Origin of the sequence: Mesorhizobium loti (assembly GCA_014189435.1) — a bacterium.
Taxonomy (GTDB): Bacteria; Pseudomonadota; Alphaproteobacteria; order Rhizobiales; family Rhizobiaceae; genus Mesorhizobium; species Mesorhizobium loti_G.
Genome location: CP050293.1, coordinates 4593633 through 4614000 on the forward strand (window position 1 = coordinate 4593633; position 20368 = coordinate 4614000).

Genomic DNA, 20368 nt, shown 5'->3' on the forward strand with positions numbered 1-20368 from the left:
AAGCCATCATAGCCGCGGCGGGAAGGTCTGATGCACCAGAAGCGGCTTGTCGCACTTGCCGGATACGCGGTTCTGTATCTCGGTTGCGCGACTGCGGCACATGGACAAACGGCCGATAGTCTTTATGCGCAAGGCGTCAAGGCCCGGCAGGAACAGCATTTCGAAGAAGCCGCCGGGTTGCTGAAGCGTGTCCTTGCTCTTCAGCCCGCAATACCGACGCGCTGGTTCAGCTGGGTTTCACCGAACTGGGTCTCAATGACCTGCCGGCTGCGCGGAGCGCCTTTTCGCAAGCGCTGTCCATAGCGCCTGCTTACACCGACGCAACGTTTGGACTGGCCCAGGTCGAGTTCAGAGCCGGCAATCTGTCCAAACCCGCCTATTTGCACGCCATTGTACGCCAAGGCTCTACACAGCTCAGAGGACGCTCTGCATCCGCGCACAGCCACGTTTCAGTGCCGTCAGATTGTTTTGGAAGGCGATCCAGGCCGGTAAGGGTCATTGGCGTAGGCACAGTAGCGGAGGCGCTACGTGCCGAACTTGCGCTATTGCCACCTGATGCCCTGAATCTCTGCCGTTGCAGTGGAGATAGTTAGCATGTTAACTTCCGTGACGGATGCATCGGGCATTGCCCTTTGCGCCGTAGTCCCGCGACAAGACGGGAGGGTCTGGTTCGAGCATGATCTTTTCCGAACGGTTTCCGCTTTTCGGGATCACGCTCTGGAGGAGGAAACTATGCAAGCTGCCGCCCACCATGTGAGCGTCGCCGACGGCGAGGCTTTCCTGTCCACGTCCCGGATGCTGTTCGGCCCGATCACCCAGCGCTTTTCGCGCGGCGTGGAGCCTTCCCTGCCAAGGCTGGTATCGGTGCATCTCGGCGCTTGCCGGCTGTCCGAGATCAAGGCCAATTCGCATCTGGTCGTCAACGACCGCCTGTTCTGGCGCAGCTTCGACCCGGACGCCATCAAGATCCTGATGCAGCTCAGCGGCCGCAGCCGCTTCGAACAGCAGTCGGTAGCCGTCGATCTCGGTCCCCGCTCGGCCATCATTTACGACCCGGTACGCAGCTACTCGCTGCAGAACCTCTCGGAGGTCGACCAGCTCATCCTGCAGGTGCCGCGCTCGACCTTCGGCGACGAGACGCTCGCCCGCCTATCGGATCCGGTACCGCTGCCCGGCAATGACGACAGCCTGACCCATATCGTCTCCGGCCTGATGCAAATGGCGATCGGCGAGGCCCATAGGCTCGACGAGACCGGCTGTCGGCGGGTCGGCGAAAGCCTGATCCAACTCGTCAACGGGCTGATCCAGGCCAAGCCGATGGCTCCGGAATTCCGCCGGTCGCCGCTGGAGGCGCTGCGCGAGCGCATCGTCGCCTATGTCGACGCCAACCTCGCGCGCAGCAGCCTGTCGGCCGAGGACATAGCCCGCCACATGGGCTGCTCACGCCGCTATTTGCACCGCGCCTTCGAGGGCGAAGGCATGACGCTGGAGCGTTTCGTCTGGGACAGGCGACTGGAGCGCAGCAAGGAAGAATTGCTGTCACCGGCGCGGCGTTCGGTTTCGATCTCCGAGATCGCCTTTGCTTGCGGTTTCAATTCGAGCGCGCATTTCTCGCGCGCCTTTAAGAGCAAGTATGATGTGGCGCCGCGCGAACTGCGCGAGAAGCAGAGGTTACCGCTGCACTGAGTGCGACGGCCCTCAGACCGACTGCGACCTCCCCGCAAAGCTCCGCATCAGCCCCTTCGGCAAAAACAGCATTGCCAGGATGATGGTCAGGCCCGATATGACTGGGTGGTAGTCGGGCACAACGATACGCGCGAGGTCGAACACCGCGTACATGACGAAAGCGCCGAGGATCGGGCCGAGCAGGGTGCCGGTGCCGCCGACCACCGTCATCATCAGCGGCAGCAGCATCCAGTCGAGGTCGAACACCGAGTCCGGACCAACGTGGAAGATGTAGTAGGTGTAGAGGCTGCCGGCGATGCCGGCGATGAAGGCGCTGCCGGCGAAGGCGGCGACCTTGACCCTGAGCGTGTCGATGCCGTTGGCCGATGCCGCCATCTCGTCGTCGCGTACGGCAATCAGCGCCAGCCCGTAGCGCGACCGCATCAGCGTGCGAATGGCAAGCGCAACACCGACCACCAGCCCCAGCCCGACCAGATAGTGCGGACGTAGTGTGTCGAAGGTGCTGGCCGGCGCCACAATGCCGAAAGCGCCGCCGGTGAAGTCACCGCCATTGATGAACATCACCTTGACGATCTCGCCGAAGCCCAGCGTGCCAAGCGCAAAATAGTCGCCGCGCAGTTTGGACAGCAGCGGCAGGCCGACGAGCACCGCGGCAAAGGCCGCGACCAGGCCGCCAAGCACCATGGTCACCGGATCGAAATAGTAGACGTTGGGGTGACTGTCGTAGAGCGAGCCCCAGAGATAGTTGCCGCTCCACAGGATGGCGGTGGTGTAGGCGCCAAGGCCGAAAAAGGCATGGTTGCCGAGGCTGATCTGGCCACCGAAGCCGGCGACCAGGTTCCAGCCTTGCGCCATGATGGCGTAGATGAAGACGAAGAACAGGAAGGAGAAGGCGTAGGAGTCGACCGCGCCGGGCAGAAGCGGCAGCAGTGCCAGCGCTGCAACGACGATGACGGCGATCCATTTCCAGGCGTGCTGCATGGTGCTCAAGCCTTCTTGTAGGGCCGGCTGAACAGGCCTTCCGGCTTGAACATCAGCACAGCCAGGAACACGCCGTAGGCGATGGCGTTGGTCCAGCCGCCTGAGATGAAATACTGCACATAGGCTTCGATCAGGCCGAGCAGGATGCCGCCGGCGAGCGCGCCTGCGACATTGCCGATGCCGCCAAGCGCCAGCGCGACTAGCGCCTTCAGGCTGAAGATGAACCCGGCAAACGGGTTGAACGGAAAGGTGGTTGCCACCGCGACGCCGGCAGCACCTGCGAGCCCGATGCCGATGGCGAAGGCAATGGCGTTGACTCGGTGCGGGCTGATGCCCATCAGCGTGGCCGCTTCCATGTCCTCGGAGGCGGCGCGCACCGCCTTGCCGACCAGCGTCTTGCGCAGGAACAGCACCACCAGCCCGGTGCCGGCGAGCGCGATCAGGAAGCCCATCGAGCGGGTGAAAGAGGTGCGCACGCCGAAGAGTTCGATGCCGCTCGCCGTGTAGGTGGTGACAATGCCTGCGGTGTTGCCACCCCAGATAACCGTCATCAGGTTCTGCACCAGGAACATCAGACCGACGGCGATCAGCAAGGAGACGTTGCGGTCTTCCTCGGCCGCGGCCTTGCGGAACAGGCCCTGGTAGATCAGCCAGCCGACGCAGAGCCCTACGGGCACGACGATCAGCAGCGACAGAAACGGATCGATCCCGAGGCCGTAAAACAGCGCCCGCACGAAATAGGCGGCAAGGATGATCATCGCGCCCTGGGCGAGAAAGATCAGCCGCATGGTGCCAAAGATCAGGCTAAGGCCGACGGCGGCAACGCCATACATGGCGCCACCCAGCGCGCCGTTGAGTGACAATTGCAGCAGGATCTCGGGGGGCGGAATGTTGAACATTTCAGCTACTCCAACACGCCCATATAGGCCTTCTGGATTTCGGGATCGGCGAGCAGTTCAACGCCGGTGCCTTGCATCGCGAGCGCCCCGGTCTTCAGCACGAAGGCGTAGTCGGCGACCTTGAGCGCCTGGTGGATGTTCTGTTCGACCAGCAGGATGGTGACGCCCTGTTTGTGCAAGGCCTGGATCAGCGAAAACATCTGCTGCACCACGATCGGACTGAGGCCAAGCGACGGCTCGTCGAGGATGAGCAGCGACGGCTCCGACATGGTGGCGCGCGCAATGGCCAGCATCTGCTGCTCGCCGCCGGAGAGCGAGCCGGCCCTCTGGCCGATGCGCTCCTTGAGCCGTGGAAACAGCGCGTAGGCCTTGTCGAGCGATTGCTTCATGCGCGCCCGCACCCGCGGCTGAAAAGCGCCGAGCTCGAGATTTTCCAGCACCGTCATCTGGCGGAACAGGCCACGCCCTTCCGGCACATGCGCAATGCCCATGCCAGCGATGTCCTGCGGCGCCTTGCCGACCAGCGAAGCGCCGGCGAGACGGATGTCGCCGGCCTTCGGCTTGAGCAGGCCGGAGATGGTTTTCAGCAACGTCGTCTTGCCGGCACCATTGGCGCCGACGATGGCAACGATGGTGCCGGGATCGACATGCATCGACACGCCCCACAGCGCACGGACGTCGCCATAGGCGACTTCGAGATCGGTGACTTCAAGCAGTCGGTTCGCCAAGATAGGCCTCGATGACTTTGCGGTTGGCGGCGATTTCATGCGGCGTGCCGTCGGCGATCTTCTCGCCATGGTCGAGCACGATCACCCGGCCGCACACCTTCATGATAGCGTCGACCTTGTGCTCGACCCAGAGGATGGAGATGCCTCTTTCGCTGCGCGCGCGGCGGATGACGTCGACCATGCGCTGGATCTCGGTTGGGTTCAGCCCGGCCATCGGCTCGTCGAGCAAGAGCAGCGCCGGGCTGGATGCCACGGCTCTGGCGATCTCCAGCAGCCGCCGGTCGGACAGCGTCATATGCGCGGTGCGCACATCGCGCTTTGCCGTCAAGCCGACCAGTTCGAGCGCCTGCGTGGCCGCCTCGGTCGCATTGCGGACACGCCCCCCTGCCCCATAGACGGCGCCGACCATGACGTTCTCGAACGCGGTCATGGTCAGGAAGGTGCGCACCAGCTGAAAGGTGCGGGCAATGCCGAGGCGACAGATGCGGTGCGGCGCCGTGCCGGTAATGTCGCGGTCGCGAAACCGGATCCGCCCTTCAGTCGGCGTGTAGATGGCGGTGATGATGTTGAACAGCGTCGACTTGCCGGCGCCGTTGGGACCGATCAGGCCGATCAGCTCGTTGGCGCCGACAGCGATGTCAATGTTGTTGAGGACGACGAGCCCGCCGAACCGTTTCTGGACCGCCTCGAGGCGAAGCAAAGTTTCGTCCTGCTGCATCGTGTTTCCGTTCCAGTCGTCAGGTGCTGACTATTGATAGATGGCGCCTGGCTTCACAGTCAGGCGCCCACCTTAGTTCGCTCAACGCTTTCGCGCTTCAGCGCTTGTCCCAGGCCGGCGCCGGTTTGTAGGTCCAGTCGCCATTCGGGAAGATCAGCTGGTGCTTGCCTTGCCACCATTGCGTGGCGACACTGGGGATCAGGGCAAAGCCGGTCTCGTCGAATTTGAGGTCGCCGACCACAGTGTCCTTGAACTCCTGATTGAAGATCGCGTCATGCAAGGCGCTGGCATCGGTCGTGCCCGCCTTCTCGATGGCCTGCGCCAAAACCTGCGCGTTGGCGTAGAAGGCGCCGACCGTCACCGAATCCTTCTTGAACTCGGCCTCGTAGCGGTCGCCGAGCTCCTTGGCGCCGTGATAGGGGTAGCTGGACGACCAGAAGCCATCAGTCATGATGTAGTCCGAATCCGGCCCGAGCGCCTCGTGGAACTCACCCGTCCAGGTGCCCTTCCAGCCATGCAGATAAGGCACGCTGAAGCCAAGCTCCTTCATCTGCCGCAGCAGCGTAATGGTGTCGGCCGGCGAGCCGAACACCAGCATGGCATCGACATTGGCGGCCTTGAGCTTGGTGATCAGCGCCGAATAGTCGGTGGCGCCGATCGCCCACGGATCGTCGACGGCAAAAGTGTAGCCGTATTTCTTGGCCGCCGCCTCGAAGGCGCCTCCAAAACCCTTGCCGTCGGGCGAATCTTCGGAAACCAGCGCCGGGTTCTTCGGCTTCTCGCCGGCCGGCAGCTTGTCCCAGATTTCGAACGGCACCTCGGCGCCAGGCCCCGGATGGAAGAAGAACAGCGCCGAGTACTTGAGCTTCAACGGCTGCCACTCGAACGGGAAGGCCGTCGTGATCATGTAGAACTTCTTGTATTTTTCGGCGACGATGGCACCGGCGATGTTCATCGGCCCGGAGTGTGTCGACAACAGCGCATCGACCTTCTGCACCTTGATCAGGTTTTCGAGCGCCGAGGCGACCTTGCTTTCCGAACTCTCGTCGTCGGCAACCACGAGCCTGACCGGCAGCTTCTTGCCGGCCGACTTGATCATGATGCCGCCGGCCTTGTTGATGTCGGCGACAGCCTGCTCGTAGGCCCATTTCTGTTCCTTGCCGTCGCCGGCCAGCGGCCCGGTCAGCGAGATCGGCGCGCCGATGACGATCTCGTTGTCGCCGGCATTGGCGACGCCCGCGCCACCGACCGCAAGCGCGGTCGACAACACCAAGCCCGCCAGCATTCCTTTCAGACAATAGCCCATTTCATCCTCCCAGGTTTTCCCTCGGGCAGACGCGTCAACGCCAGGCCCGCATGCATGCGCCGGCCTCAACTCATCGCCGCTGCGACCAGTTTGGTGTCGGTAAACTGCTCAAAACGCACGGCCTTGCCGTCTTCCATGTCCCAGACATGGACGACGCGCGCCGACATCGCCTTGCCGGTCTTTTTGTAGATGCCCGAATAGGTGCCGATGCCGACGATGGTGGTGTCGCCGTCGATCAGTCTTTCGAGCTTGAGGGCATAGCCGTCCCAGTCCTCGCCGATGCGCTTGAAGACGCCGGAGATGATGGCGTCGGGGCCGACATAGGTGCCAGCATAGGGAAAGCCCGCCATTTCGATCCAGGCCGTCTTGTCCGTGACCGGCGCCATCATCGCCGCCAAATCCTTGGCGTCGGAGCCGGCATAGTGCGCCTTGATGATCTCGTAGTTCCTGCTCATCATTTTTGCTCCGCGCGCTCAGACCGGCGCCTGGCCGTGGTCGTAGACGGTTGTGGATTTCTTCTCGATGAAGGCGCCGGCCGGCTTGTTCTCGACCTTGCCCTGGCTGGTCACGCCGAGGAATTTTCCGGTCGAGCGCATCGTCTCCCAGTTGTAGAAGAACAGCGAAGCGACCGGGATGATGAACTCGCGGAAGCCGAAGACATAAAGGTTGTCGGCGAACTTCCAGGTGGTCGCCAGATCGACATCGCCATGGCCGCGCTGAATGCCGACGAGATTCTGCCAGGCATAGCGTTCCGAGCTCAGATAGATGTGCTCGTAGACGTGGTTGGAGCTGTATGTGTAGTGCGCGGTGAGACCGATCAGATCGCGCGTCGGCGCTGGCTCGATGCCGGTTGGCGGCACAGAGGGATCGCCGAGCACGCCGGCCGCGTAGATTTGCGCCACGCGCGGCTCGCCGGGCGCTTCGCCGGGATCGCGCACCCGTTCGCGCACCGACAGCACGCGCCGCGTCCTGGTGTTGACGATGAAGGCTTCGTCCTCCGTCAGGTGGGTGGCGAAGGTCATGTTGATAAAGAACACCTGCGGAGCCACTTCCAGCGCCTCGTACCAATCGGCGCCGGCATTGCTTCCCTCGCTCCAGGCCACGGTGTCGGCGGCGGTGAAGGCGAGATCGATGGTGCGGCCGGTGTTCAGCGTGATCTTGAAAGTCTGGCCGCGCAGCGCCGATGTCGTCGCCAGCCTGTTGGTGGCGATGCCGGCGGCGAAGTCGTCGAAATGCTTCCAGTCGGCAGGTCTGTTCTGGTCGTTCATCGCCATCTCCACATCAATCGACAAAGGCCAAGGTCGGCAGGTCGACGACCGTCGCGCCGCCGTCGACCGTCAGGATGGAGCCGTTCATCATCGCCGCTTCGCCCGAGGCGACGAAGCAGATGACGTTGGAAACTTCTTCCGGTGTCGCCGGACGGCCGAGCGGCACATCCTTGGTCACCAGCCGATAGGCTTCGTCGACCGAAGCGAGGCCGTACTTGTCGACGATCACCTGCATCTGCTCATCGGCCATGGCGGTCGCCACCCAGCCGGGGCAGATGATGTTGGTGCGTACGCCCTGGCGGCCATAGTCGCGCGCCAGCGATTTGCCGAAGCCGACACAGGCATGTTTCATGGTGACGTAACCGGCCGCCGCCGGCCCGGCGAACAGGCCGGCGATCGAGGCGACGACGACGATATTGCCCCGACGCTCGATCAGGTCGGGCAGACATTCGCGGGCGCAGACGAAGGCGGTATCGAGATTGGTGCGCGTCGCCAGCGACCAGGTCTCATCGCTCATCGAAATGGTTGGGCCGACGCCGTGGCCACCGGCATTGGCGACCAGTATGTCGACCGGCCCGAATTTTTCATGCACTTCGGCGAGTGCGGCGCGCACCGCTTGCGGATCGGCTGCATCGCCCTGCACCAGCAGCCCGCCAATATCCCTGGTCACGGCCTCAAGCGGCTCGCGCCGCCGGCCCATCAGCACCACCTTGGCGCCGTCGGCCGCCATGCGCCTGGCGACCGCCGCACCGATGCCGGTACCGCCGCCGGTGATGAAGGCCGTCTTTCCCGAAAATCGCATGGTTCCATCCCGATTTGCTGAGCGCGCCGGCTAAGCGCCGATCTTCGCTGGGGATAGTGCGGCATCAGCCATTCCGCGTCTTGTCCGAGCGGGAACTTTGTTTTGACTGAGCGCGCACTTCGCCTGTCCGATGACGTGCCGCGCGACCTTTCGATCGCGCGGCCGCGCCCGTAAGATGCAGGCGGCTTATTTCTTCACCGCTTCGAGATCGATGACGATGTCGACATCCGGGCCGAGGCCGAAGCCGGCGGCGGCCTTGGCCATCGGGAAGTCGGCGGTGCTGACCTTGCCCGTCGCGGTGAACGCCGCCTTGGTCAGCGTCGCATCCCACGGCGCCGGCGCTTCGTTGATGAGCGTGACGTCGAGCGTGATCTCCTTGGCGACACCGCTGATGGTCAAATTGCCGGTCACCTTGCCGGTTGTGTCGCTCACCTTCTCGACCTTGGTGCTCTCGAAGGAGATTTTCGGAAACTCAGCCGCGTTGAAGAAATCGGGGCCTTTCAAATCGCTGTCGCGCTGGTCGTAGGCGGTGTGGACCGAGCCGACGTCAAGCTCCGCCTTGACACTGCTCTTCGACACGTCAGCCTTGTCCATGACGATGGTGCCCGACGCAGCGTCGAACTGGCCATGCGCGATGCCGTAGATGCCGTGCTTGATGGTGAAGGTCACCCAGCTGTGCTGGCCGTCGATCTCGTAAACGTCGGCATGGGCGGCCGACGCCATTGCAGAGGCGCCGATGAAGGCAAGGGCGGCGATCAGTTTTCTTGTCATCACATATCTCTCCCGGTTGTTCGAAGGTTGGTTGTCGCTATTGGCTCAGGAAAAGCCGAGTGCTGCCCCATGCGGCGCCCAGACGATCGCCACGAGCACAGCCAGCATCGCCGGTATGGCGATCAGGAGACCGGCAACCAGCGGCCGCAACGGCCGGCTGCCGGGAAGCAGGATTTGCAGCGGGCCAGGCAGAAACGCTGCCACGAGCAACGGCATAGGCGAAAGCACCAGCGCGACGGGGTTGGCCTTCGGCGCCAGCAGAGCGACCTGAATGAGAGCCGTGCCAGCGGCGAAGAGAACGAGGAATTCGACGCCCTTGCCCCAGCCGGCTGCGTTGCGGCCGCGCAGCAGCGCGATGTATTCGACAAGGCACCAGCCGCCAATCAGCGCAGCGAGCGAGCCGAGCAACTGGCCAACGACGATCGAGGCGCCGAGCACCGAGATGAAAGCGCCGGCGAGCGACAGAGCGAGCGCAGCGGCCGGCACAAGGAACGGCCGCTCGGCTGGCGGCGACGGCTCGGTCCGCATCGCCATCAGCGCCACCGCACCGGCCGCCGTCAGCAGGCCGACGACGATTGCCGCAGCCATTTGCAGATCCAGGGGACCGGCAAGGATGCGCCGCCAGCCGAGCCATGCGACGGCCACGACGATGGCAAAGGCAGCGAACACGCCGGCCCTTGGGCCGTTCAGCAAGCGCCCGAACAGCAGCCCGATGACAATGCCGGCGACCGCGAGATAGACCAGCTTCTGGCTGGCGGCAATTGGTGGAAAGGCCGGCGCGCCGACCGTATCCCAGTACAGGAACAGCACCGCCGCGCCTGCGATCAGCGTGGCAATGACTGATGCTCCCGGGAGGACGAATTTCGCCAACAACACCAACACAATGCCGAGCAGCAAGGGCAGCGCAGCCGTGGTGACCATCGGATTGCCCAGAAACGCGCTCAACCGCTGCAACCCTCCGACGTCGTTCTAGTCGAACCAGCGGTCCGATCTCGTTCTTCATCTTGATTGGAGGAATGCCGGCCGTCTTGTCCGAGCGGGAACTTTGTTTTGACTGAGCGCGCACTCGTGTCGTCAACAGCTTGAACGGTTCCGTCCCGCTCCATATCGCTTCAGACATGTTCATCATCAGTCGAGGAGGATGGCGTGAACGAAAGAACTGTGCCGCCGATCAGTGCTGCTGCCGCCGCTTTCCTGGCCCGCTCACATCGTCCGTTCATCAATGGGCGTTTCGTGGAAGGCCTTGCAGGTGACGGACTCGCCGTTGACGATTCCGCATCCGGCGAGATTGTCGCCCGCGTCCCCGAAAGCGGTCCGGAGCTCGTCGACCAGGCGGTGCGCGCGGCGCGTGCGGCGCTTGAGGGACCGTGGGCGTCGATGCGGCCGGTCGACCGCCAGAACCTGATGCTGAAATTGGCCGACGCGGTCGAGGCCGATGCTGACCTGCTGGCCGAGATCGAAAGCATCGAGAACGGCAAGTCGCTCGGCGTTGCCCGCATGCTGAGCGTCGGCGGCACGGTCGACTGGCTGCGCTACTATGCCGGTTGGGCGACCAAGATCGAGGGCTCGACCTTTCAGGTTTCCATCCCCGTGCCACCGGGTGCAAAACACCATGCGATGACGGTGATGGAGCCGGTCGGCGTCGTCGGCGCCATCGTGCCGTGGAATTTTCCATTGCTGATCGGCATGTGGAAGATCGCGCCTGCGCTGGCCTGCGGCTGCACGGTGGTGCTGAAGCCGCCGCAGGAAACGCCGCTTGGCCTGCTCAGGCTCGCCAAACTCATCGAAGCGGTCGGCTTCCCGCCCGGCGTTGTCAACATCGTCACCGGCAGCGGTGCGGTCACCGGCGAAGCGCTGATCCGCCACCCCGGCATCGACAAGCTGACCTTCACCGGATCGACGGAGGTCGGCAAGCGCGTCGGCCATGCCGCGGTCGACCGCGTAGCGCGCTTTACGCTGGAGCTTGGCTCGAAATCGCCGATGATACTGCTGGCCGACATGGAGGAAGGCGTCGAGCCGCTGATCGCCGGGCTCGGCATGTTCTTCAACCAGGGCCAGGTCTGCACCTCGGCCTCAAGGCTGTTGATAGAAAAGTCGATCTACGACCGCACGCTGGCACGGCTCGCCGAAATCGCCGACGGCATGACGTTGGGCTCCGGCCGCGACGCCGAGGCGCAGATCAACCCGCTGGTCTCGGCCAAGCACAGGAAGAGCGTCGAGGGCTTTGTCGAGCGCAGCCTGGCCGCCGGCGGCGAACGCGTCAGCGGCGCGCGGCCGGTGCCCGGCAAGGGCCATTATGTGGCGCCGACCATCCTGCACAATGTCAGGCCAGACATGGAGATCGTGCGCGAGGAGGTGTTCGGGCCTGTCGTGGCGGCGATGCCGGTCGCTGACCTCGACGAGGCGATCCGCGTCGCCAACGACACGCGCTACGGCCTGTCGGCTTCGATCTGGACCCGCGACATGGGCAAGGCGATGACCGCCGTCCACGGCCTCAAGGCCGGCACGGTATGGGCCAATTCGCACAACACGCTAGACCCAAACGCGCCGTTCGGCGGCTTCAAGCAATCCGGTATCGGCCGCGAGCATGGCCGCGCCGCGATCGACGGTTATCTCGAGATGAAAACCGTCATCATGCGCTACGCCTGAGCCATGACAAAAACCTACGACTACATCATCGCCGGCGCCGGCTCGGCCGGCTGCACGCTGGCCAACCGGCTGGTCAGCGCGGGCAAGCGCGTGCTTCTGGTCGAGGCCGGGCCCGCGGACAATTCCCGCTTCATCGACATGCCCGCCACCTTCGCCAAGGTAATCGGCACGACACGCAGCTGGATCTACCAGTCGGACCCTGAGCCAAGCGTCGGCGGCCGCACCTTGCCGATCCCGCAGGGCCGCACGCTGGGCGGCGGCTCGTCAATCAACGCCATGCTCTATATCAGGGGCCAGCCTGAGGATTATGACGGCTGGCGCGATCTCGGCTGCCCCGGCTGGGGCTGGGACGACGTGCTGCCGGTCTACAGGCGACTGGAGCGCAACGAGCGGCTGGCCGGCGATCGCCACGGCAATGCCGGTCCGCTGCCGGTGTCGGACCCGCGCCACAGGCATCCGCTGTCGCTGGCCTATGTCAAGGCCGCTCAGCAGGCTGGCTACAGATACAACGATGACTTCAACGGCGAGGAGCAGGCAGGCGTCGGCTTCTACCAGACGACGACCGCGAACGGCGAGCGGCAGTCGGCGGCAAAGGTGTTCCTGAAGCCGCTGGCCGGCAACGCCAACCTTACGGTGATCACCGATGCGCTGATCACCGGGCTGACGCTGGAGAATGGCGCGGCGAGCGGGCTTGCCTACACCACAGCGGATGGGCAGAGTTGCACGGTCACCGCCGAGGCCGAAGTGATCCTCGCCGCCGGCGCGCTTGCCACCCCGAAGCTGATGATGCTGTCGGGCCTGGGGCCGGCCGAGCATCTGGCGGAATTGGGCATTCCTGTGATCCGCGACATGCCGGCGGTCGGCCGCGACCTGCAGGACCATGTCGCGGCACCGCTCTATGCGCTGACCCGCAAGCCGATCTCGCTGCTCGGCCAGGATCGCGGCCTGAAGGCGCTGCGCCATGGCATCGAGTATCTGCTGTTTCGCAGCGGCCTGCTCACCTCCAACGTGGTCGAGAGCGGCGGGTTCTTCGACACCGACGGCGACGGCCGGCCCGATGTGCAATTCCATGTGCTGCCGGTGATGATCGAAAGCGCCGAGCATGGCTCGATCGAGCGCCACGGCATGGAGATCAATCCTTGCGTGCTCCGGCCGAAATCACGCGGCACGATCCTGTTGCGGTCACGCGATCCGCAGGCGCCGATTCGTTTCACCACCGGCTTCCTGTCGCACCCTGACGACCTCGCCACGCTGCTCGCCGGCATGAAGATCGCCCGCACCGTCCTGCGCCAGCCGGCGTTGGAGGAAGTGATCGCCGAGGAGCTCGCGCCCAGCAATGCCGACGACCTTCCAGATCAGACCATCGTTGACCACATTATTCGCCACGCCAAGACGGTCTATCACCCCTCGGGAACCTGCCGCATGGGCTCGGACGAAACCGCGGTGGTCGATCCGCAACTTCGGGTGCGCGGCGTGCCGCGCCTGCGCATTGCAGATGCCTCGATCATGCCGCGCCTGATCAGCGGCAACACCAACGCGCCGGCGATCATGATCGGCGACCGCTGCGCCGATTTCATTCTTGGGGCATAGCTGCAAGCGAGACGTCAGCTCAGAGCAACCCAGGCGGTCTTCAGGTCGGTGTATTTGTCGAGCGCGTGCAGCGACTTGTCGCGACCGAAGCCGGATGCCATCGCGCCCGAAAAAGTTACCGATGGCGCTCGATCCGGATCAAGCGCGCGCATAAAGGCGGCAGCGTTCCGAATCCAGTCTGAATCGCTGCTTTTTCTGCGAAAAACTACGCCGATGTACGCCAGACTACGCTAACCCCTACTCCCACTCGATTATTTCCTGGCGCCATAAGCAATTGATTTTCCCCACTAAAAAAATTATGGCAGAACGCCATACCGTCAGGTAGACCGTCAAAAAACCGCGCTCTTGAAAACACTGGTTATTTGGCCCGATTTCGGAAAAGCACTTTCCGCCATCTATCGCCAGGCCCCGGCCAAGAAGCCCACGCGAGCCGTAGTCAAATCAACCCGCCGAATCCCCGCCCAAGCACGACGAGGATCGTTCGTGGCCTATGGACTATACCGTCACGATGGCTCCATCGCCACACGCGGCAGGCCATCTAGATTCAAAGCGCCGATTGCCCGCTCCCCTGCTGAGGTTAGTCGACACTCTGGGCTTTGTGGCCTCCAGTTCAAGCGCCGCGCGTGGGCACCTCAACCATCCCCGCAAAGACGCTTGCAAGCCCTTGTGACGACGAGCGAGCCCTCCTTCTTCATTAGTAAGGAGATCGGCCAGCGCCAGCGCAACCTCCCCTGTTTGCAGCCTTACTGCTGGAGAACCTTCCAGCTTCCCTTGATCGTCGAAGATTACGAGCGCGCGGTCGTAGGCGACGGCTCACATGTCCAGCGGCCGAAGCCCGTCTGCAACGGTGCGAGTAACGCAGCGTCCCCCAACTTCTCGACGACGCTAAACGTCGGCACCGCCATTCGCAACTTGTATCAGACGGCACCATATGATATTCCTCGATAAGAAGGAGTCTTCATATGGCCGACGAATGGATGACGATCGAGGAAACGTCGCGGTACCTGCAGCTCGGCAAAACGGCTCTGTACGACCTCGCGCGCGAAGGGTCCCTTCCATCTAACAAGGTCGGGAGCAAATGGCTCTTCAGCAAAACCGATTTGGATGCGTGGGTTCGCTCAAACATCCCGCTGGAACAGTACTTCCTCAAGACGCCCGCACACATTGACGAGAACCTCCAACTCCGCGAACCGCAAGTCGAAGCTTACCAGGCCCTGTACGAATATTTCAAAGAGGGCGGCAAAACAGCCATCATCCAGATTCCTGTCGGCTGCGGGAAATCAGGCATCGCCGCGATCGCGCCGTTTGGGATCGCAAAGGGTCGCGTGCTGGTAGTTGCGCCCAATCTCACGATCAAGGAGGGTCTGTTCGAGGCGCTTGATGTCACAAACCGGCAGAAGTGCTTCTGGCGTAAGCGGAATATCCTCACTGACGAGGCAATGATTGGCGGGCCCTTCGCGACGACGCTGGACACCGGAAACATATCCGTTTGCGAGAAGTCTCACTTCATCGTGTCGAACGTGCAGCAGCTCGCAACCAACACGGACAAATGGCTCTACAAATTTCCCAAGGATTTCATCGACCTGATCATCGTCGACGAAGCTCACCACTCGCCGGCTGAAAGTTGGAAGAAGGTTCTTGAGCACTTCGACGGTGCGCGCGTCATCAACATGACTGCCACGCCGTTCCGCGGCGACGGGCAGGAAATCGCCGGTGATCTCGTCTATCGATACCCGTTCAAGAAAGCGACATTTAAAGGCTACATCAAGCGCATCACGGCATCCTACGCCGCGCCAACCGAACTTGAATTCACGGCGAAGGGCGAGACCAAGGTCTATTCGCTTGATGACGTGCTGGCGATGAAGGACAAGGACTGGTTTAGCCGAGGGATCGCGCTCTCAGATCCATGCAACCAAACCATCGTGGACAACAGCCTCGAAAAGCTTGAGCTGTTGAGAGAGACCGGCACCGCGCACCAGTTGATCGCCGTCGCTTGCAGCGTGAATCACGCTCGCAGGATCACGGCGATGTACGAAGCGCGGGGTTTTAAGGCGGACCTCATCTACAGCGAAATGGACGAAGAGAAGAAGATCGAGGTTAAGCGGCGGCTGACGAGCGGCGAACTCGACTGCATCGTCCAAGTTCAGATGCTCGGCGAGGGCTTCGACCATCCCAAATTAAGCGTTGCAGCAATCTTCCGACCATTTCGCACCTTGGCGCCGTACATTCAATTTGTCGGTCGGATCCTGCGCGTTATCGTGCAAAACAGTCCCGGCCACCCCGACAACTACGGTCACGTCGTAACGCACGCCGGCATGAACTTGGATGAGCGGCTGCGTGAATTCAAAATGTTTGAAAGCGACGATCAAAAGTTTTGGGAGGAAATCATTGGCGGGAAGGAACCGGAGGCGCCCGAGGAAGTGAAATCTGGCGAAGCGAGGATGAAGTTGTCTGAGCCGGTCGTCGTGAATTACGAGATCGTCGACTCCCTCATTGAAGAACAATTCACGTCCGCAGAACAAGAAGACATTATCAGGGAGTTGCGTGAAAATCTCGAGCGGCTTGGCTTAGACCCGGATCAGGCGGAAGCGATCGTGCTCGCGCGCTCGACCACCCAAGCGACCTCGAAGGCCGCCCAGCCCTATCAGAAGCTTCCCATTCGCGAGTGGGAAATGCGCCGTAAAGGGCTCAACGATGAGGTCAGCCGTGCGGCAAATCTGCTCGTGAACAGGTTAGGCATCAATCGAGCGGGCCGTGAGATTGTCAATAGCGGCATACCTGCCACAAATAATTTTGTCGCTTGCGTCACCCTCATAAATAAGGAACTCAAGAAGAATAACCCGAAAGAACGCAAGGATTGGTCGACAGAAGAATTTGAGGGCGCCATCAAGAGCCTCGAAGAAATCCTCAACAATCTGACTAAAAGATATAAGGGGATTTTGGGTGGCAAAGCCAAAGGGTAAGACCCCGTCGTTGCTCTCCATGTCGACCGGGTCGCCGGTTCTCCATACCTGCGGCAAGGCGACGAACTGCGATCGTTGCGAAGAGAGAATCGCGACTGCGGCAGCCTGCTTCCAGATCCCGAAGCAGAAGAGCGGCTTCACTGCCCGACCCATCTTCTGCATCGCCTGCACGAAGGAAATCGTGGAGAAGACAAAAGCCGACTTGCTTGTGATCGAAGCGGTGGTCCAGGCTCAGGCCTGAGAGGACAGCGCTCGCAGGAGGCGGAACCTCCAGAACTTGCGACCGCCGATCCGCCAGCGTGAGGGAGTGCGAGTTTGCTAGCGGTCGCTAGCGACCCGTTGTCGGCAAATTGAGCTTCTCGAAAAGCACCCGATTTCGTTTCTGCGCGTCGCTGAGCAACTTTGTATATGAGATAACCTCGTAATAGGCGTTGAGGGTCTCGTTGAATCCGTAATAACCGAGGTTGTCCGGGGTGCGTCGCGCGCCCATGTTCTGGATTCGGATTTCCACGGGCGGCGTGAGGTCGCAAATCACATAGCAATAGGCTGGAATATTCTGGTTTGCCGGCCGGATATAGCGGCCCTGCCGATCCTTCTTCTTGCTTTCCCGAATTTCGCGGACCATGCGGTACACCTGCGTTACCGGGTCCTCATCCTGGTAGGCAGTGCGGTCTGGCTTCTTGAACTCAATCACGACCATCGACTGAAGTGGCTCGGCATCCTCACTAAACGCCAAGGGATGATTGAAGATCAACAGATCGGGCCGGCTCGCGGAATCACTTTCGAGCGGCTGCGCTTGGTCAAGCCGTACGTCGGATGACAGGAACGAATGGAAAGTCAGCCGCTCGTCGATGATCCAAAGATTTTGCTGTTCGAATGGCACGTCATCCGACGTCGCGCGCATGGGGAACACCAGGCTATGGACCGTCTTCTCAAGACCGTAGTCTCCCGTGTCAGGGTCTTGCGTCAAGTATTTTTCGAGCAGCTCCAGAATCACGCGCCGATGCACGACGTATTGCGCGAGTGACGTTTTCCCGATCTCGTTCTCGTCTTCGACGAACTTCTGAAGCCGCGCGTAGTATTCCTGCGTGTTGTCGAGGGCCGCCGGCTCCGAAAGGATGCGCGCGCCTTCATGCTTGAGGCGTACCTGTCGCTGATAGAGCTGGCGATGAAGCGCCATTTCCATCTCGGTCTTGCTGGCCTGGGGCGGAATGTCGTCGATGAATTCCCCTTTGTACTTCATCAGCACGCGGTATTGCGGCCCGTCCTCGGCGATGTAGGAAGTGAGGGCGGCTTCCTTCTGCGTGTTGATTGCATCCATGAAGGATTTCAGGTCCTCGGTCACGGCCGCGAGTGCACCGTCGCGAATGGCTTTCAGGCTAATCTCGTCGGCGAAAAGCTCGGACGGCGCGTCTTCTGCGCTGCTGCTGGCGTCGCGATCGGCGGCGGTGACTTCCGTAGGAATCGAGAAATCGGTGCGCTCGCTGTTCACCTTGTCATTGAGAAACTGGCCCTGGACGAACGCGAGATAATAGAAGCTCGCATTGTCGGGATCGGTGAGCTTGTTCTTGAGGTTGGAGAGGAACTTAGCGAGCCGCTCCGTGATGACCTCGCGAAAATGCGCGGCATAGACCAGCTCATGGTGATCGGCGAGCGCGCCGGGCAGCCGGAATCCGCTGAGCGTGAAACTGTGCCCGCCGACGGAAAAGCTGCGCTCCGTCGCGAAAGTCTGAAAATTGTCCCGAAAGAACTCACGAAGGTCAATCGTATCGGCCGAGTCGGCAAATGTGAGGTCTGGGCCGTCCGGGTCCAGGAACAGAGGCAGGAAATGCCCGATGAGGCGCTGCGCGATGATGTCGAGCTGGCGCGGGCATTCGTCCACATAGGGGTGCGGTAGCCGACCAACCGCACCGTGGTCTCGGGTTTCTGGCGATCAGAGGGAAGCGCCGCCCGCGTCAGCTCCTCATCGCTCGCGACAAAGGAAAACTTCCGGCACAACAGTCCGTCCATGCCGACTGCGCGGAAGTGGCTCTCTATTTCGACGCGCGAGAACGCCTTCAGCCACAGGAACCGACCGAGGCCTTTCCCGCCGCGAGTGGTCTTGTAGGGAGAATCGACGGTCTCGAAGCTGTCGAAATTCGCGTCGGTGAAGCCGATGCCGCTGTCGATCACGGTGAAGGCTTCGATCGGCCCTGGCTTACCCTCCAGGCTGCCCTGCCGCTCCGCGACGATCCGAACTACGTGGTCTTTGCCACCGGCCTCCTCGATCGCCTGGAACGCGTTCATGACAGCCTCGAAGAGCGGAAGGAGAGCTTTTGCCTTCGGAAGATTGGTGTTGCGGATGCGGCCGGCAATGCTGGCTTTCATGGCGCCGGCGTCCTCGCGTGATGGCTGTCCCCGTTCATCTTGAGCTCCTAGCCGCCTTGATGCACAGCGATGAGTTGTCGGCGGCCTGAAGCTACGATTTGGTCGCGATGTGGGTGCATTTTGACAAGCCTGGTCGGGCGGCGGGGCTGATCCGTCGGTGATGGGAGGCGGGGTTTGCGGGTTGATGTTGGCGGGTTCGGTTCGGGGCATCTTGGCCCCGTCGCTATGTCACGAGTTGGGGGATGCGATCGAGGACGATGCGCAGAATACGCTGGTCGGGGCAGGATGTCGGCAGGTGCAGGCGGATTTGCGTTTTCATCTCGACCACCCGCGCGGCGATTTTGATGAGGCGCAATCGCAGCGTGTCAAATTGGGCGACGGCAAAGCTCGAGCGCCTCGGCATCGCAGCGCGCAGGCTCCACATCAGCCAGTAGGCGCCGGCATGCAGGAAGAGCCGGAACTGGTTGGCCGTCGCTCTTGTGCAGGATGTGCGGTCGGCGGCAAGATGCGTCTTCCAGGACTTGATGTGGTTCTCGGCCGCGCCGCGCCGGCAGTAGAGGTCCTCGTAGAGCGCCTTGGCCTTGCCACTGGCCAGATTGGTGACGATGAAGCGGGTGTCGGCACCTTGGGCGCCGACCTCGACCCGCGCGATGATGCGCTCGACGCGGCTCCAACTAGCGGCGCCGTCAACGAACTCCTTGAACCTGCGGACCTTGCCTGTCTTGGCCGACGCTTCGAAGCGCGCCGTCGTGCTGGCCTCCAGATCCGCGACATGCTTGCGCAGGGTCGTGGTGGGCGCGAGGCCAAAGATGAAGTCGACGTCGTTGGCGCGGCACCAGTCGATGACCTGCGGGCTGCAATAATGGCTATCGCCGCGGAGCAGGATTCGAATGTTCGGCCAGTTGATCCGGATCGCCCGCACCAGACGGCGCAGGTGGGGGCGGATCTCAGCCCCACTCGGCCGCTTGGCCGGTCGCAGGATCGCGCTGACGAACCGTCCCGCACCATCGAACACTACGATCGGCTGGAAGCCGTACTCGTCATGGTGGGCATTGAACAGGCGAAGCTGTTGGCCTCCGTGCACAGCGTCGAAGGTGTCGTCAATGTCGAGTACGATCCGCTTCGGCACCTGCCGGAACGAGGCGCAATAGAGATCGACCATCGCCCGCCCCATCGCAACCAGCTCCCGCACGCCGGGCAGGTTCTCCAGCCGGCACAGCGTCGATTGCGACGCCAGATCCCGACCCGACGGCAGCGCATCCTGGGCCATCTTGAAGACCGGATCGCGGCGCAGCCGGTTGGCGTCGTTGCCGTCCTCGTAGCCGGCGGCAATCATCTTCATGCGAAAGCCGATCATGTCCGCCAGGCTGTGGACGACCTGGTCCGGGCAGCGCGGATCGTCGATGCAACGCGCCAGACGCTCGGCCACCCGCAACCGCTTTTCCACCTCGGCCAAAGCCAGAACGCCGCTGTTGGACGACAGCATGCCGCCGTCGAAACGGGCGACGACGGACTTGCCGCCGACTGATGACAAACCGCTCAGCGGCAGCGTAAGATCGTTCATGGTGGGTGTGGTCTCCGGGAAATGGTTCGGATCGGCTTAAGCAACCAAATCCTAAGTCATTTCAACGGCTTGCGCC

Annotated in this window: 19 protein-coding genes; 6 read left to right on the top strand and 13 right to left on the bottom strand. The window is 62.3% G+C overall.

Annotated features, from left to right (window positions below; translation table 11 throughout):
• Positions 1–732: 732 nt before the first annotated feature.
• Positions 733–1686 carry a helix-turn-helix domain-containing protein gene (locus HB777_22115; protein QND66345.1) on the top strand — a complete coding sequence of 318 codons (954 nt, stop codon included), beginning with the start codon at positions 733–735 and terminating at the stop codon, positions 1684–1686.
• Positions 1687–1698: 12 nt separating this feature from the next.
• Here the strand turns inward: HB777_22115 and HB777_22120 are convergent, their stop codons facing one another.
• From HB777_22120 to HB777_22165, 10 genes are all read right to left on the bottom strand, one after another.
• Complete coding sequence (locus HB777_22120) at positions 1699–2667, bottom strand: branched-chain amino acid ABC transporter permease (protein QND66346.1); 969 nt, start codon at positions 2665–2667, stop codon at positions 1699–1701.
• A gap of 5 nt (positions 2668–2672) precedes the next feature.
• The gene (locus HB777_22125; protein ID QND66347.1) at positions 2673–3566 is read right to left on the bottom strand and encodes a branched-chain amino acid ABC transporter permease; all 894 of its coding nucleotides are present in this window, start codon (positions 3564–3566) and stop codon (positions 2673–2675) included.
• A 5-nt stretch (positions 3567–3571) separates the two neighbouring features.
• Positions 3572–4282: an ABC transporter ATP-binding protein gene (locus HB777_22130; GenBank protein QND68865.1), complete on the bottom strand. Its 711-nt coding sequence runs from the start codon at positions 4280–4282 to the stop codon at positions 3572–3574.
• Positions 4275–5012, bottom strand: coding sequence for an ABC transporter ATP-binding protein (locus HB777_22135; GenBank protein QND66348.1), 738 nt, complete (start codon positions 5010–5012; stop codon positions 4275–4277). Before HB777_22135 ends, HB777_22130 begins: the two co-directional genes overlap by 8 nt.
• A gap of 97 nt (positions 5013–5109) precedes the next feature.
• On the bottom strand, positions 5110–6318 hold the full coding sequence (locus HB777_22140) for an ABC transporter substrate-binding protein (protein QND66349.1): 1209 nt from the start codon (positions 6316–6318) through the stop codon (positions 5110–5112).
• A 65-nt stretch (positions 6319–6383) separates the two neighbouring features.
• Positions 6384–6773 (bottom strand): nuclear transport factor 2 family protein, encoded by a 390-nt coding sequence (locus HB777_22145; protein QND68866.1) that lies wholly within the window; start codon positions 6771–6773, stop codon positions 6384–6386.
• Between the two features lie 18 nt (positions 6774–6791).
• A complete protein-coding gene (locus HB777_22150; protein ID QND66350.1) occupies positions 6792–7586 on the bottom strand; it encodes a molybdenum cofactor biosynthesis protein F in 795 nt (264 codons plus the stop codon).
• Positions 7587–7599: 13 nt separating this feature from the next.
• Positions 7600–8388 (bottom strand): SDR family oxidoreductase, encoded by a 789-nt coding sequence (locus HB777_22155; GenBank protein ID QND66351.1) that lies wholly within the window; start codon positions 8386–8388, stop codon positions 7600–7602.
• 186 nt (positions 8389–8574) lie between these two features.
• Positions 8575–9159 (bottom strand): YceI family protein, encoded by a 585-nt coding sequence (locus HB777_22160; GenBank protein ID QND66352.1) that lies wholly within the window; start codon positions 9157–9159, stop codon positions 8575–8577.
• A 45-nt stretch (positions 9160–9204) separates the two neighbouring features.
• Positions 9205–10104, bottom strand: a complete 900-nt coding sequence (locus HB777_22165; protein QND66353.1) for a hypothetical protein — start codon at positions 10102–10104, stop codon at positions 9205–9207.
• A 216-nt stretch (positions 10105–10320) separates the two neighbouring features.
• Between HB777_22165 and HB777_22170 the strand changes: the two genes are divergently transcribed.
• Together HB777_22170 and HB777_22175 are read left to right on the top strand one after the other, a co-directional pair.
• A complete protein-coding gene (locus tag HB777_22170) occupies positions 10321–11808 on the top strand; it encodes an aldehyde dehydrogenase family protein (GenBank protein QND68867.1) in 1488 nt (495 codons plus the stop codon).
• Positions 11809–11811: 3 nt separating this feature from the next.
• The gene (locus HB777_22175) at positions 11812–13398 is read left to right on the top strand and encodes a GMC family oxidoreductase (protein QND66354.1); all 1587 of its coding nucleotides are present in this window, start codon (positions 11812–11814) and stop codon (positions 13396–13398) included.
• A 14-nt stretch (positions 13399–13412) separates the two neighbouring features.
• On the opposite strand, the gene HB777_22180 is transcribed toward HB777_22175, so the two are convergent.
• Entirely contained in the window at positions 13413–13550 is a 138-nt protein-coding gene (locus HB777_22180; protein ID QND62438.1) for a hypothetical protein, read from the bottom strand.
• A gap of 810 nt (positions 13551–14360) precedes the next feature.
• Between HB777_22180 and HB777_22185 the strand changes: the two genes are divergently transcribed.
• Together HB777_22185 and HB777_22190 are read left to right on the top strand one after the other, a co-directional pair.
• On the top strand, positions 14361–16361 hold the full coding sequence (locus HB777_22185) for a DEAD/DEAH box helicase family protein (protein ID QND66355.1): 2001 nt from the start codon (positions 14361–14363) through the stop codon (positions 16359–16361).
• Complete coding sequence (locus HB777_22190) at positions 16342–16602, top strand: hypothetical protein (protein ID QND66356.1); 261 nt, start codon at positions 16342–16344, stop codon at positions 16600–16602. The genes HB777_22185 and HB777_22190 overlap by 20 nt, the downstream gene beginning before the upstream one ends.
• Before the next feature lie 87 nt (positions 16603–16689).
• Here the strand turns inward: HB777_22190 and HB777_22195 are convergent, their stop codons facing one another.
• Positions 16690–18243 (bottom strand): hypothetical protein, encoded by a 1554-nt coding sequence (locus HB777_22195; GenBank protein QND66357.1) that lies wholly within the window; start codon positions 18241–18243, stop codon positions 16690–16692.
• A gap of 143 nt (positions 18244–18386) precedes the next feature.
• Between HB777_22195 and HB777_22200 the strand changes: the two genes are divergently transcribed.
• The gene (locus HB777_22200; GenBank protein ID QND66358.1) at positions 18387–18749 is read left to right on the top strand and encodes a hypothetical protein; all 363 of its coding nucleotides are present in this window, start codon (positions 18387–18389) and stop codon (positions 18747–18749) included.
• A gap of 202 nt (positions 18750–18951) precedes the next feature.
• Here HB777_22200 and HB777_22205 read toward each other — a convergent pair whose 3' ends face one another.
• Entirely contained in the window at positions 18952–20292 is a 1341-nt protein-coding gene (locus tag HB777_22205) for an IS1380 family transposase (protein QND66359.1), read from the bottom strand.
• Between the last annotated feature and the right edge of the window lie 76 nt (positions 20293–20368).

Coding starts and splice junctions, on each gene's coding strand:
- HB777_22175 (QND66354.1), top strand. CDS start 11,812: ATGACAAAAACCTACGACTACATCATCGCCGGCGCCGGCTCGGCCGGC.
- HB777_22120 (QND66346.1), bottom strand. CDS start 2,667: ATGCAGCACGCCTGGAAATGGATCGCCGTCATCGTCGTTGCAGCGCTG.
- HB777_22150 (QND66350.1), bottom strand. CDS start 7,586: ATGAACGACCAGAACAGACCTGCCGACTGGAAGCATTTCGACGACTTC.
- HB777_22145 (QND68866.1), bottom strand. CDS start 6,773: ATGAGCAGGAACTACGAGATCATCAAGGCGCACTATGCCGGCTCCGAC.
- HB777_22115 (QND66345.1), top strand. CDS start 733: ATGCAAGCTGCCGCCCACCATGTGAGCGTCGCCGACGGCGAGGCTTTC.
- HB777_22205 (QND66359.1), bottom strand. CDS start 20,292: ATGAACGATCTTACGCTGCCGCTGAGCGGTTTGTCATCAGTCGGCGGC.
- HB777_22160 (QND66352.1), bottom strand. CDS start 9,159: ATGACAAGAAAACTGATCGCCGCCCTTGCCTTCATCGGCGCCTCTGCA.
- HB777_22125 (QND66347.1), bottom strand. CDS start 3,566: ATGTTCAACATTCCGCCCCCCGAGATCCTGCTGCAATTGTCACTCAAC.
- HB777_22135 (QND66348.1), bottom strand. CDS start 5,012: ATGCAGCAGGACGAAACTTTGCTTCGCCTCGAGGCGGTCCAGAAACGG.
- HB777_22140 (QND66349.1), bottom strand. CDS start 6,318: ATGGGCTATTGTCTGAAAGGAATGCTGGCGGGCTTGGTGTTGTCGACC.
- HB777_22180 (QND62438.1), bottom strand. CDS start 13,550: ATGCGCGCGCTTGATCCGGATCGAGCGCCATCGGTAACTTTTTCGGGC.
- HB777_22155 (QND66351.1), bottom strand. CDS start 8,388: ATGCGATTTTCGGGAAAGACGGCCTTCATCACCGGCGGCGGTACCGGC.
- HB777_22185 (QND66355.1), top strand. CDS start 14,361: ATGGCCGACGAATGGATGACGATCGAGGAAACGTCGCGGTACCTGCAG.